9 protein-coding genes are annotated in these 13,358 nt (G+C 59.8%); 8 read left to right on the top strand and 1 reads right to left on the bottom strand.

The window, feature by feature from the left end; all coding sequences use genetic code 11:
- Positions 1 to 23: 23 nt before the first annotated feature.
- Complete coding sequence (locus EL255_RS14880) at positions 24 to 3,302, bottom strand: DUF5107 domain-containing protein (RefSeq protein WP_042653872.1); 3,279 nt, start codon at positions 3,300 to 3,302, stop codon at positions 24 to 26.
- Between the two features lie 119 nt (positions 3,303 to 3,421).
- Here EL255_RS14880 and EL255_RS14885 point away from each other — a divergent pair, with 119 nt between their 5' ends.
- The 8 genes from EL255_RS14885 (at position 3,422) to uhpT (ending at position 13,305) form a co-directional block, all read left to right on the top strand.
- Positions 3,422 to 4,636, top strand: a complete 1,215-nt coding sequence (locus EL255_RS14885; RefSeq protein ID WP_042653873.1) for an ROK family transcriptional regulator — start codon at positions 3,422 to 3,424, stop codon at positions 4,634 to 4,636.
- Positions 4,637 to 4,857: 221 nt separating this feature from the next.
- A complete protein-coding gene (locus EL255_RS14890; RefSeq protein WP_042653874.1) occupies positions 4,858 to 5,139 on the top strand; it encodes a hypothetical protein in 282 nt (93 codons plus the stop codon).
- Positions 5,140 to 5,552: 413 nt separating this feature from the next.
- Complete coding sequence (locus tag EL255_RS14895) at positions 5,553 to 6,098, top strand: GNAT family N-acetyltransferase (protein ID WP_084228360.1); 546 nt, start codon at positions 5,553 to 5,555, stop codon at positions 6,096 to 6,098.
- 513 nt (positions 6,099 to 6,611) lie between these two features.
- A complete protein-coding gene (locus EL255_RS14900; protein ID WP_232018876.1) occupies positions 6,612 to 7,133 on the top strand; it encodes a GNAT family N-acetyltransferase in 522 nt (173 codons plus the stop codon).
- Positions 7,134 to 7,560: 427 nt separating this feature from the next.
- A complete protein-coding gene (locus EL255_RS14905) occupies positions 7,561 to 9,465 on the top strand; it encodes a PTS fructose transporter subunit IIABC (RefSeq protein WP_042654299.1) in 1,905 nt (634 codons plus the stop codon).
- 172 nt (positions 9,466 to 9,637) lie between these two features.
- Positions 9,638 to 11,059, top strand: coding sequence for a hypothetical protein (locus tag EL255_RS14910; RefSeq protein WP_048823141.1), 1,422 nt, complete (start codon positions 9,638 to 9,640; stop codon positions 11,057 to 11,059).
- Positions 11,060 to 11,067: 8 nt separating this feature from the next.
- Positions 11,068 to 11,481 (top strand): CesT family type III secretion system chaperone, encoded by a 414-nt coding sequence (locus tag EL255_RS14915; RefSeq protein WP_042653875.1) that lies wholly within the window; start codon positions 11,068 to 11,070, stop codon positions 11,479 to 11,481.
- Positions 11,482 to 11,898: 417 nt separating this feature from the next.
- On the top strand, positions 11,899 to 13,305 hold the full coding sequence (uhpT, locus tag EL255_RS14920) for a hexose-6-phosphate:phosphate antiporter UhpT (RefSeq protein WP_042654301.1): 1,407 nt from the start codon (positions 11,899 to 11,901) through the stop codon (positions 13,303 to 13,305).
- Positions 13,306 to 13,358: the final 53 nt, after the last annotated feature.

The raw sequence follows: 13,358 nt of genomic DNA on the forward strand, positions 1-13,358 counted from the left end.
CCGTGGCGGAGCGCCGGTTTTTGTTATGAGTGGAGCTGAGATTGGCGGCAGAGCAGGCTGAACAGGTGCCCCTTGTCATGGGCCGGGTTCAGGGCGAGCAGCTCGCGCAGGCTCTGCTCGCCGCGCGCTTGCTCCCCCAGCCCCAGCTGGCCGAGGGCCAGCACCAGCAGGCAGTGCTGGCGGTGTTTGTGCTGGGGATCGTCGTCGAGCACGATGAGATCGGGCAGGGAGACGGCGAAGAAATCCGCCCCGACCCGCTCGTCCATGGCCTGCCCGGCCCAGGCCACCATGCCCTCGAACAGACGCTGCGCCTCCTGCTTGTGACCGAGGCGGGCCAGCGCCATGCCCCGATAGAAGAGGTAATCCACCGGCTGATCGTTGTAGTAACGGCTGGCCCCCAGCTCACCCTGACCGAGGCAGGCCTGATGCAGGCATTGTTCGGCCAGACTCTGCTGATCGCAGGCGAGGTGGCAGAGCGCCAGCAGGTAGTGGATGTCGTTGTCGCTCTGCCCCACCAGGCGCCCCTCCCCCAGGTTGAGGGGATAGTGCAGCGCCTGCTGCAGCAGCGGTATGGCCTGCTCATGCTGCCCTTGCGCCATCAGTGCCAGTGCCCGGCTCTGCTGGTTGATGAGGTACTGGCCGGTGACCCTGCCCTCTCCCCCTTCCCAGGGGTGGAACTGGCGCAGCCGCAAGATCTCGGCCGCCGCCTCCAGTCGACCCTCGATGTGCTGGAGGCTAAGTAGCTCGGCGGTCAGATCGTCGCGCTTGAGGGCCACCTCCCGGTGTGCCTCCAGCAGCGCCAGCCGCTGCGCGGGTGCCATGGCCATGCGCTTGTGCAGTTGATCCAGCTCGAACAGCAGGCGGGCATCGTCCGGCTTGAGCGCGAAGGCGCGACTCAGGCACTGCTCGGCCGCCGCCAGATCGCCGCTCTTGTTGAAGTGATAGATGCCGAGGTTGCGCCAGGCCGGGGCAAACTGAGGGGTCTGCTCGCACACCCCTTGCCACAGGGCGATGGCCGGCTCATAGCGGCGCTTGCTGTAGTGGAAGCAGCCGAGCAGGTAGCGGGCGAAGGCACTGTGGGGCAGCCGCTCGAGCATGGCCACCTCCCCCAGGGTGTTGGGGAAGCGCACCTTGCTGGCAAAGGCCCGCTCGGCCCGTTGCAGCAGCCCCTCTTGTTGCTCCCCTGCCGGCAGCAGGCTGGCCTGGAACAGCCGCGGCAGGCTCTCCTCCACCGGCAGTGCCATCAGCAGCGCCGTCGCCAGCTCGGGACGGCCCAGCTCCAGCAGGTTGCTCGCCAGGAAGCAGAGGTTCACCCCGCGCCCATTGCACAGGGCCCGCAGCGCCTCGAGATCCGCCCCCTGCTCGCTCCCCTGCCAGCGCAGGAAGGCCAGCTGATAGTGGAGCGGGTAACGGACCCGCTGCTCGTCTATGTAGGCGAGGGCCGCCTCCCGCTCGCCGCACTCCAGCAGCGCCAGCCCCTTGAGGGCGATGGCGCCGTAGTGGGTACCGTTGACCGCCAGGCTGCGCTCGACAAATTGCAGCGCCTGCACCGGGTCGCGGCGCACCATGGCGATGCGGGCCAGGCCGAGGAAACCCGCATCCCGGCCGTTGCCGCTCCAGGTCGCCTTGTGGAAGTCGTCGAAGGCGGCGTCCAGCAGGCCTTGGCGCTCCTCGATATGGGCGCGCAGCAGGCTGGCCTTGCCGCACTGGGGGTTCTTGTTGAGGCGGTGGGCCCGGGTCAGCGCCTGGTTGGCATACGCCAGCGCCTGCTCATAGTTGGCGCGGTTGTATTCCAGCGTCGCCAGCGCCAGGTTGCAGCGATAGTCGCCCCCGTCCAGCGCCAGCGCCCGCAGGTAGTAGTCAAAGGGGGAGCGGCTGGCGTGCAGGTACTGCTCCAGGTGCTGGCCGATGAAGTAGAGCTCATCGACCGAGTCGAGATCCGCCGCGGCCAAGGGCGCCGAGGCCGGATCCGGCAAGGCCTCGCCGGCCGGTAGATGCTCTAAATAACTCAGCACCGGTTGGCCCTGCTCATCCAGCAGGCGCACTTGCAGGCGCCCCTCACCGGTGAGGGCGAACGGCTCAAGCCAGGCCTGACCCGGTTGCAGATCGAGGGACTGACTGAGCAGCACACCGCCCTCGTCACTCACCTCGAAGCGCGCCCCGCACAGCGGCGCCACCGCGTAGACGCCGCACAGCAGCCCGTCATCGGTGCGCTCCAGCTTGATGGCGGCGCGGGTGTTGGCGTTTTGCAGGGTGCCCAGGGTGTTGTAGGGCAGGAAGTTCTGCACGAACACCTTCTCCTCCCCCGCATCCAGCCAGGTGAAGTCGGGCTGGTTGTCGGTATAGACCCCGGTCATCAGCTCGATGTAGGGGCCGTTGTCGTCGGTCAGGTTGCGATCCCAGGCCAGGCCAAAGTCGCAGTTGCCCCAGCTCCACTGCTTCTTGCCGGGGGAGACGTGGTGATCCGCCACGTGCAGCAGGCCGCCCCGCTCGCCATGGCAATAGGCGCCGACGAAGTCGTAGTCTGACTTGTCCGCCATGTAGGAGGTGGGTACCGGGATGTTGCGGTAGCGGGAGATGTCGACCCCGGCGGAGTAATCCACCTTGTAGTAGGTGCCGCGGGCGATGGGGAAGGCGCTCACGTCGCGCTTGCCGTGGTCATAGACGGCGGTGACATCCGGCGGGAAGACGCTCTGGTGATCGTCCCCGCCCTTGACGGCCGGGTTGGACCACCAGAGGAAGTGGCGCGGGGTGTCGTTGCCGTTGAACACCTTGCCGGTGATCTCGATCAGCGCCTTGTCCGGGTAGAGGGTGAAGCCGGCCATCACCTGCAGGCCGCGCATCGCCTCCACCTCGCCGAGCCAGACGGTCTTGGCGCCGCCCTCGCGCTCCTGGATGCTGACATCCACCGGCATGAAGGTGGTGGGCCTGTGGTGCTGGGGCCAGTTGAACTCGATGCCGCCGGAGATCCAGGGCCCCACCAGCCCCACCAGCGCCGGCTTGATCACCTCGTTGTAGTAGACAAAGTCCCGCTGCATCACCTTGTCGTAGGCGCGGTGGATGCGACCCCCGAGCTCCGGCAGCAGCATCACCTTGATGAAGTCGTTCTCCAGCCAGACCGCCTGATAGGACTTCATCTGCTTCTGACCGGTGAGGGTGTCGATCACCCCATAGGGATAGACGGCCCCCGAGGAGCCCTGATAGACCCGCTTCTCGAGAAACATGGGGTTGGGATCTTCGGCACCGACCTCGTAGGTCGGCAGGGTGACGGCTTCGACCCAGACTCTTACATCAGCTCTCATCAATCTCGCCTCATTCAACATTTATTAGTAAACGTTTGGATGAGGCCAGTTTAGAATGGTCATTACAGCGATTTTTGCTTAAAGATCACGCAATACAGTAAGCGGAGTTTAGTGAACAGATGATCGTCGGCCTGAACAACCAGAAAGTCCGCCACCACAACAAACAGGTGTTGCTGGCGCTACTCTACCAGCTCAAGGAGGCGAGCAAGTCCACCCTGGCCCGCCACTGCGAGCTCTCCATCCCGGCGGTCAGCAAGATCCTCGACGAGCTGGTGGCCGATGGCGCCATCAGCCACAGCGAGCAGAACCTCTCCCTGCGTGGCATCAACGGCGGCAGCTACCGCATCGCCAGCGGCAAGGGGGCCATCCTCTGTCTCAACATCAGCCCCACCAGCCTGGAGAGCATACTGGTGGACAACCTGATCACCCCGCTGGATGAGTTCAGCGGCCAGAAGATAGCGCCGCAGACCCCGGATGAGCTGCTGCGCCTGATCGAGGCGCACTACTACCAGCACAAGCGCCGCCACAAGGGGCTGGCGATCCGGCTGGCGCTGGCGGTACACGGCCAGGTCAATCCGGCCACCGGGGTCTCCCAGACCATGCCGCAGGCCCCCTGGCACGCGCCGGTCGAGCTCAAGTACCTGCTGGAGGAGCGCCTCGGCTGCGAGGTGATGGTGGACAACGACTGCATCATGCTGGCGCTGGCCCAGAAGTGGCAGGGCCGGGAAAATGGCGGGGATTTTTGCGTCATCAACGTCGACTACGGCATCGGCTCCGCCTTCATCATCAACGGCCAGATCTACCGGGGTGCCCTGTTTGGCAGCGGCCAGATAGGCCACACCATCATCAACCCGGACGGCAGCGCCTGTGCCTGCGGCCGCTACGGCTGTCTGGAGACGGTCGCCTCGCTGTTTGCCATCAAGAAGCGGGCGAGGGTCTTTCTCAAGCAGCAAGCCAGCGCCGACAACCCGGCGCCGGCGGGCGGGGAGCTCGACACGGCCCAGCTGCTCGCGCTCTACCATCAGGGGGATGCCATGATCCGCGCCCTGGTGGACGAAGGCGCCCGCGCCATTGGCCTGAGCCTCTACAACTTCCTCAATATCCTCAACATCAACCGCATCTACCTATATGGCCGCAGCTGCGACTTCGGCGAGCCCTGGCTGCAGACCATCGTCAGCCAGACCGGCGCCAACCCCTTCGATTGCAGCGACGCCGTCAATGCGACCCAGCTGCGCTTCGGCGAGCTCAACCGCGCCCAGCAGGTGATGGGCATCGGCTATCTCTACGTGGAGCGGGCGCTGGCGCGGCGTGATGCCGCAGGCTTTAGCCAGTGACGCTTCTTGCCCCGACAGATGATGCTGACTTCAACCAGGGAAACTTGCCGCCCCTTGTCCCGACAGATGATACTGATTTCAATCAGGGAAACTTGCCGCCCCTTCCCCCGGCAGATAAAAAGTGAGCCCGCTCCCGATTGCAGAACTCCGTATGGGGAGTAGGAGAGCCAAGTGGAGAGGAATATGATGAGCGCACCATCCAGAGCGGGAGCCAGTGCATCATGACAGCCCAGCGTGAACAGCAAAAACAGAGTGAACAGCAGGAGCAGAGCGAAATCCATCGCTGCGACCAGTGCGTGGAGCGCACCCGCCATATAGTGGTGCTGGTCGCCCGCGACCACAGTCAGGACATCATGCCCAAAGACCCGCGCAAGGCCTTCTGGCAAGCCTTTCGCACCAGCACCCTCACCAACTGGGCATTCGGCTCGACCCTGGCCTATCAGACCACCCATGTGCGCCACCTTATCTGTGAGCGCTGCGGCGAGACCTTTCTCGAGTATTGAGCCCTGCTCCTAGCGCCGGATCGCTGAGCGGTTGGCGCCTCTGCGGTAACTCGAGTCAGCCCCGCCAATTCTGCGCTGGCCGCCCCCCTGAACAAGCCATTTGTTGATCCCGAGCCGGTTTTTATTGGCTCCCTGTGTTACTACCGCACCGCTTTGATTAAGATGTTCCACTTGGCTACCAATGCCTTTGTGGAGTCGCATCCATGACACGGATCTATTACGCCATTTCAGCGCAATCGCAGATGAAAAGCAGCAAGCTGGAGGCTGATATTCAGGGGCGGTAGCTTAGTCTGATAAAAAGGTGAAGGTCTTGAATATGTCTTCGCGAAAGTCCGATTACGCTGCGCTAATCGAACCTACAGTTCTAATCGGAGCGACACTTAACCGAGCGTTATACGTAACTAGGTGAATATATGGAAATAGTAGAAGCAAAACTATCAGATTTAGATCTCTTCTTTGAGTATCTAGGTGTTCAACTTCTAGAAAACGCATCCGACAACTCACCACTATTTCAACCAATTCCAAAAGATCACTGCAAAGTATCAGAACAACTTAGAACCAAGTTTCGAGATGGTTTTGGCGTTAGTATCGGTAAGCCAAGTTGGAGAAAGCTTTGGTTAGCTAAAGACTCAAGCAGCCATATTTTTGGACATATAGATTTGCGCCATTACAGTGGAGAATATAATTTCCATCGTGTTTTATTAGGCATGGGTGTAAAAAACAATGCCAGAAAACAAGGTTTAGGCGTAACGCTATTAGAATCAGCATTCCGATTTTGCCAAGAGACTGACAGTATTGACTGGTTAGATTTAAACGTCCTTTCAAACAACATTCCCGCAAAGAGCTTGTATTTGAGGTGTGGCTTCAAAATCATAGGTGAAGCATCTGATTTTTATCGCATTGATGGAGAATCAGTGTCAGAAACTACGATGACTCTCTGCACAAAAAATCATGTATAAGGAATGATTTTAGAGATGTTCTCTAGGAGTTGCAGGTCCGTAGGCTCGAAGGCTCGAAGGCTCGAAGGCTCGAAGGCTCGAAGGCTCGAATAGCGTAGTGTATTCGGACGATCGCGTAATCAAATCTCGTATACTGGGCTTGCAAGCTGTAGGTTGGGGCTGAACGAAGTGAAACTTAACGTTTACCACGAAAAAATCAATAAACATCTATATTTCATGCGTCGCCATGTTCAATACCATCACGATTAACATAGCAACTTACGATTAAAATGAATCAAAGCGAACAGACTAGAGAACCGAAAATATATTTCTCGTCAAATTTAAATCCGGTCTGGCCATTACGGTACCTATCGGCGTGATTTCTGCATGACCCGACATGACGTCTAGAGGGAGTTGTTTTCGCCAAGGGTATTATTCCTCTATTTTTTCATTTTTTTCGTCGCGGCTGTTTATACAGGGATGGCGTGGCTGTTTCATCGCATAATGAGAAGACTTGGGCCGGTGACGGAGTTTATGGATAACCATGAGAGCGCATTGAGCCTCAACTTTTATATACATGAGATAGGTGAATATAAGATGCAGATAAGAACAGCCAGCCACCATGAACTGGATACCATCTATCTTATGGGTTTCGATGTTTGGGGTGAGGGTCTATCTCGAGATGAATATCTTGCTGGTTGCCAAAGCAGCAAGAAATACCAGTCCGGTGTTTGGTATGTATTGGTTGTCGATGAAAAGCCGGTCTCTTCCCTTATCGTTTATAGCGACCTATTTGGCCTCGGCCAGGGTTGCTTTGGTATCGGCTCTCTGGCAACGGATCCGGCGATGAGAGGAAAGGGTTTTGGCTCCCAGCTGCTGCGCTGCGTGACAGAAAAGCTCCTGAACGCTCCAGAGGCCATCGCCACTTTTCTGCATGCGGATATCGACCATCACTACTACGAAAAGTTGGGGTATCAGCGCATCCAGAGTGGTGATTGCATGTTCTTCTCTCTCAGACACCCACACTATGCGGGTGTGCCGCCCAGCTACTTTTAACCCGCCATCCATATGGCTATCGCCTCGATGGTCTGCGACTTTTCTCCAGCTTGCTCTCCCCTATCCTCCCCTGATGGCCGTCATTTATGTGCGCTGGCTCACAGCCTGCCGACTCCTTTCATCTCACAAATTTACAGAAGAGGCTTCTCTCTCCAGTTCACCCCGGTAGGGCCACATCTGTCCGCTCACATAGAAATAGACCATAACAGCATGATTTAATTTGTAAAAATACAATATCCATACTCCTTACGCCCAATCCCTCGCTTTGGGATCCCGCTCACACTCGGGTTTTTACCGCACAAAAATCCAGTGATTCGCATATTTGTCCGATAGGGCGGTTGACGCCGTGCCGCCATAATATGAGTGTCAATTTTGTCCACATGCCCCGGGCATGCCAACAGGCTTCATCAAGGAGCGGGAGAGCGCCATGATCACCACACTGATCAACGAACATCTGATCAATCTCGATTTAAAAGCGACGCGCAAGGAAGAGATCTTCAGCGAGATGGCCCGCCTGCTGGTCGCCCAGGGCAAGGTCAGCGATGAGCAGCAGTTCATCAAGGACCTGTGGGCCCGGGAAGAGCTGGACAACACCGGTTTCGAGGAGGGCGTTGCCCTGCCCCACGCCAAGAGCGCGGCGGTGAGCACACCGGCGGTGGCCATCGGCATCAGCCGTGCCGGTATCGATTACGGCGCCGAGGATGGCAAGCCGTCCCGACTGTTCTTCATGATTGCCTCCCCGGCCGGCGGTGCCAATCACCATATCGAGGTGCTGGCCGAGCTCTCCGCCAAGCTGATCGAAGAGGGTTTCATCGCCAAGTTGCTGGCCGCCAACACCTCCGCCGAGGCGCTGGCCCTGCTGCTTGAGCGCAAGGAGGAGCAGGCCGCCCCAGTCGCCGACAAGGGCTTCATCATCGGCGTCACCGGCTGCCCGGCCGGCATAGCCCACACCTATCTGGCCGCCGAGTCTCTGGAGCGCGCCGCCAAGGAGCTGGGGTACGAGGTGAAGGTGGAGACCAATGGCTCCATCGGCGTCAAGAACAGCCCGACCGCGGCCGAGATAGCCCGCGCCAGCGCCATAGTGGTGGCCTGTGACAAGCAGGTGGACATGGCCCGCTTCAACGGCAAGCCGCTGATCAAGACCGGGGTCAAGGCTCCCATCAAGGATGGCAAGGGGCTGATCGAGCAGGCCCTGAAGGCCCCCGCCTATGTGGCCGACAAGGAGGACAAGAAAGGGGAAGAGCAGAGTGCGGGCGGCAGCTCGGATCTCTATCGCTACCTGATGAACGGCGTCTCCCACATGATCCCGTTTGTCGTCACGGGTGGTCTGCTGATCGCCCTGGCGCTCGCCATCGGTGGCGACCCGACCCCGAGCGGCATGCAGATCCCGGCAGGGAGCATGTGGAACCAGATCCTCAACGTTGGCGTAGCCGCCTTCACCCTGATGATCCCCATCCTGGCCGGTTACATCGCCTACGCCATCGGTGATCGCCCTGCCCTGGCGCCGGGCTTCATCGGTGGCTGGATCGCCAACAACGGCAGCTTCTACGGCGCCGACGCCGGTACCGGCTTCATCGGTGCCATCATAGCGGGCCTGCTGGTCGGTTATCTGGTGCGCTGGATCGCCACCCGTCACTACCACAAGATGGTGCAACCGCTGGTGCCGATCCTGATCGCCCCCATCGTCGGCTCCCTGTTTATCGCCGCCGTCTTCATCTTCATCATTGGTGCCCCCATCGCCGACATGATGACGGGTCTGAACGCCATGCTGCTCTCCATGAGCGGCGGCAGCCTGGTGCTGCTGGGCATAGTGCTCGGCGGCATGGCGGGCTTTGACATGGGTGGCCCGGTCAACAAGGTGGCCTTCCTGTTCTCAGTCGGCATGATTGCCTCCGGCCAGACCCAGTTCATGGGCGCCATGGCCTGTGCCATCCCGGCCGCACCGCTCGGCATGTCGCTGGCCACAGTGCTCGGTCGCAAGCTGGGGATCTTCGATGCCTCCGAAATCGAGGCGGGCAAGGCCGCCGGTGCCATGGGCCTGGTGGGGATCTCCGAAGGCGCCATCCCATTCGCCGCCCGTGACCCGCTGGCCGTCATTCCGGCCAACATACTGGGCAGCATGACCGCCGCCGTGATGGCCTTCCTGTTTGGCATCACCAACAGCGTGGCCCACGGTGGCCCCATCGTTGCCCTGCTCGGCGCCGTCAACAAGCCGCTGCTGGCACTGCTCTGCATGATCTGCGGCGCCATCGTCACCGGCGTCACCGCCGTCGCCCTCAAGAAACTGCGGGTGAAGAAGACAGACGAAGCGCAGCTGGCCAAGGCCGCCTGATCCCCCGTTAATACCAGCCTGGAGAGGCCATTCGGCCTCTCCACTTTTTACCCCGCGCTCACCGTTTCCTCTTATCACTGCAACCATTTTCTACAAATTGAGTGCCGTTTCCTGACGGAGTGCACCTCACCATCTCCATAGAATGACCTCCAGACACACAACAGGAGGTTCAATGCAGATCCAAGCCCTACAGACACTCGTCAATCAGCAAATCAGCCAGTTAGGTCACGCCGATCAAGCCGGTCGTCTTGACAATAGCACCCGTGGCAACATTGGTGCGGGTGCATCCAGCCAGGAACATGCATTTGCCAGCGCGATACTGGAGCAGGTACGCAACATCTCCCTCAATCACCAGGAAGTGGCAGGCTTGCTGCCGCATATCGCCAACTTCAAGCTACAGCAAGATACAGGTGGCAATGCCATCCTCGCCGGATTGCGCTCCGACCAGCTTTCACTCGCGGATGCCAAGCTGCTACTGGATGCCGCCTCTCGCCAACTGCCACCACCACTACCCGAGCGCGCCACAAAACCGGCTCCCGCCCTGCCTCCCCGTGGCCAGAACGGCATGGTGGATCTGTGCCACCATTTCGCAGGACAAGATGTGCAGGTATTGGCCAGCAAACCGGCCCCCAGCACCAATGCTGCCGCCATTTGGCCCAGTGCCAGCAAGCCGGGACAATTCGGCATATTTATTCCGGACCAAGGCATGAAACACGCACCGACGCTGGCAGATGCCAAGAGTCAACTCGACGCTTACAGTGCCAATCAGCAAACTCGACAGCTCGAATCCCGTTGGGGCGGAGCCGTCAGCGTGCTCGCAGAAAAACCGGCAGCCAACTTCGACCGCCCCGCGATTTGGCCCAGCGCCAGCAAACCCGGCAGCTTCGGCATCCATATTCCGGGCAAGAGTGCTCTTCGCGCAGAGGATCTGGCCAAAGCCGACAGCCTGTTTGCCAAAAATGATATTGCCGCCCGCCTGAGCGATGGTCAGCACATCAAGGTCGGCGGCACCAATCTGCCCGAGGCTGCACGCATATCACTTGAGCGGCAACACCAGATAGCCATCACTCCCATCACCATCAATGGCAAAGAGATAGCCTATCTGTTCAGTGGCCAACAGCAGCTCAACCGCAATGTGCTCTTCTCATCCCACGGGAGCGGCATCAATGAGGGGACCTTCATCAAGCCGGAAGGGATTGAATTTGATTTTGCCTCGACCCGCAACAACGTGCTGGTCTCCAACACCATGGCCTTTGCCGAGAAGCTGAAGGATGACCTGGTCGCTTTCCGGGATGAAAGCCAGATCTACGGTACCTTGAGCCGGGAGGCGACCAACTACCGGCTGGATGGCGGCATCCGTACCCAGCCCGAGCAGGCGGCCGAGCTGATCGGCAGAATTAACCGGGACGGAGCCGCACAACCATTTGACTTCGTGCTGCTCAACCGTGAAGCCAAAGGCGTTCATTTTGCCGATCTACTGCAGGGGTTCAAGGACACGCTGGGTTGGCTGCCGGATCAGCTGGTCTGCCACTTCTGTCGCCCGCAGGATGAGAACAAGGGTCGCTTCAACGTCAGCAACAACTATCTGGGATGAGTCACACCATGAACCTCTATACGGCTCGCCTTGGCGAACTGGCAACCCATCTCGGCATCGAAACCATCGAGCAAGATGAAGCAGGTCATTCCTGCCTCACACTGGACAAACTCTGGGCCATCCATCTGGCCCCACTCGACGGGGAGAGCATGGTCATGTTTCTGCGTGCGGGCGTGATTGGCGGCGAAGCGCAGGCCCGCGAGCTGCTGCAGGATAACCTCTTCAGCCCCGAGCCTGGCACTATCCGGGTTGCCCTGGGTCAGGACAATCACCTGATCCTCTGGTGCCAGCTGTCACTGGCGAAGGCCGAGGCACCGCAGCTCCAGCGGGCCTTGCAACAACTGGTAGCAAAAGCAGTGATGCTGGCTAGCGAAACGGGAGAAAGACCACGTAGCGACAGCGTGCCAAGCCTGAGGGTGTAGAAATAGAGATAGGCCACCGCAAGGTGGCCTCTTTCATTGCATCCCCGCCCCCCTGAACCCCCGCACTTACATGCTCCCGACCACCAAAACCGTCACCACCAGAGCAGCGATGGCGTGATCCCCTTCACACTTCATGGTCAACCGCCGCCAAACTAGGAAATTTTCTTAAGCCCACTAGGGATGGCTCTCACGCCATCGGCGCCGCGCCTCATTACAGTCGGTTCACCTGATGTAGTAACCCGACCCTCGCGCTGGCGCAGGGCCTGGCATGGGTTCAATCGACAGGGCGGCGAAGCGCACAGTCCGCGCCTTCCCTGTTGTCCTTTCCGTGGCGCGACCTCCCATAACAGATTGAATTATTTCAATACACAAATGAGGGGCGCGGCGGAAACACCGACTATCTCGCAGAGGATGAATATGTTGGATTTTCTCAAGCAGGTGCGGGTCCCGACCCTGGACTTGCCGGTCGCAGCCCGGCGCAAACTCTGGTTCAAGCCCTTTATGCAATCCTATCTGGTTGTATTCATTGGCTATCTGACCATGTATCTGATCCGCAAGAACTTCAACATTGCGCAGAATGACATGATCCAGGAGTACGGTCTCTCCATGACCGAGCTCGGCATGATAGGCCTTGGCTTCTCCATCACCTACGGGGTGGGCAAGACGGTCGTCTCCTACTATGCCGACGGCAAGAACACCAAGCAGTTCCTGCCGCTGATGCTGATCCTCTCTGCCCTCTGCATGCTCGGCTTCAGTGCCAGCATGGGCGGCACCGGTTTCAGCCTCTACTTCATGATCTTCTTCTATGCGCTGAGCGGCTTCTTCCAGAGCTGTGGCGGCTCCTGCAGCTACTCCACCATCACCAAGTGGACCCCCCGCAACAAGCGCGGTACCTACCTCGGCATGTGGAACCTCTCCCACAACGTGGGCGGGGCCGGTGCGGCCGGGGTGGCGCTGTTCGGTGCCAACTACCTGTTCGATGGCAACGTGCTCGGCATGTTTATCTTCCCGTCCATCATCGCCCTGGTCGTCGGCTTCGTCGGCCTGCGTTTCGGCAGCGACTCGCCGGAAGCCTATGGTCTGGGCAAGGTGGAGGAGCTGTTTGACGAGGTCGCCAGCGAAGAAGATATCGCCACCGAGGAACAGAAGCTGACCAAGGGTCAGATCTTCGTGAAATACGTGCTGATGAACAAGGTGATCTGGCTGCTCTGCTTCGCCAACATCTTCCTGTACGTGGTACGCATCGGTATCGACCAGTGGTCCACCGTCTACGCCCACCAGGAGCTCGGCTTCTCCAAGGAAGTCGCCATCCAGGGCTTCACCTTCTTCGAAGTGGGCGCCCTGGTCGGCACCCTGATGTGGGGCTACCTCTCCGATCTGGCGAACGGTCGCCGTGGTCTGGTGGCCTGCGTGGCACTGGCGCTGATCATCGCGACCCTGGGTCTCTACCAGCACGCCACCACCCAGTTCATGTTCCTGGGCTCCCTGTTCACCCTGGGCTTCCTGGTGTTTGGTCCGCAGCTGCTGATCGGCGTCGCCGCCGTGGGCTTCGTACCGAAACAGGGCATCAGCGTGGCCGATGGCGTCAAGGGCACCTTCGCCTACCTCATCGGTGACAGCTTCGCCAAGCTGGGTCTTGGCATGATCGCCGATGGCACCCCCATCTTCGGCCTGACCGGCTGGAGCGGCACCTTCGCGGCGCTGGACATGGCCGCCGCCGCCTGCCTGGTGCTGATGGCCTGCGTGGCCGTGGCCGAGGAGCGCAAGATCCGCCGCATCAAACGCGAACTACGCGCCGCCGAACTGGCGAGCCAGTCAGCCTGATAGACACAACAGGTTCCACTCAGTAGTGTGCATTCGGCCCGCCCTTTGGTGGG

Source organism: Aeromonas encheleia (assembly GCF_900637545.1).
GTDB classification, from domain to species: domain Bacteria; phylum Pseudomonadota; class Gammaproteobacteria; order Enterobacterales; family Aeromonadaceae; genus Aeromonas; species Aeromonas encheleia.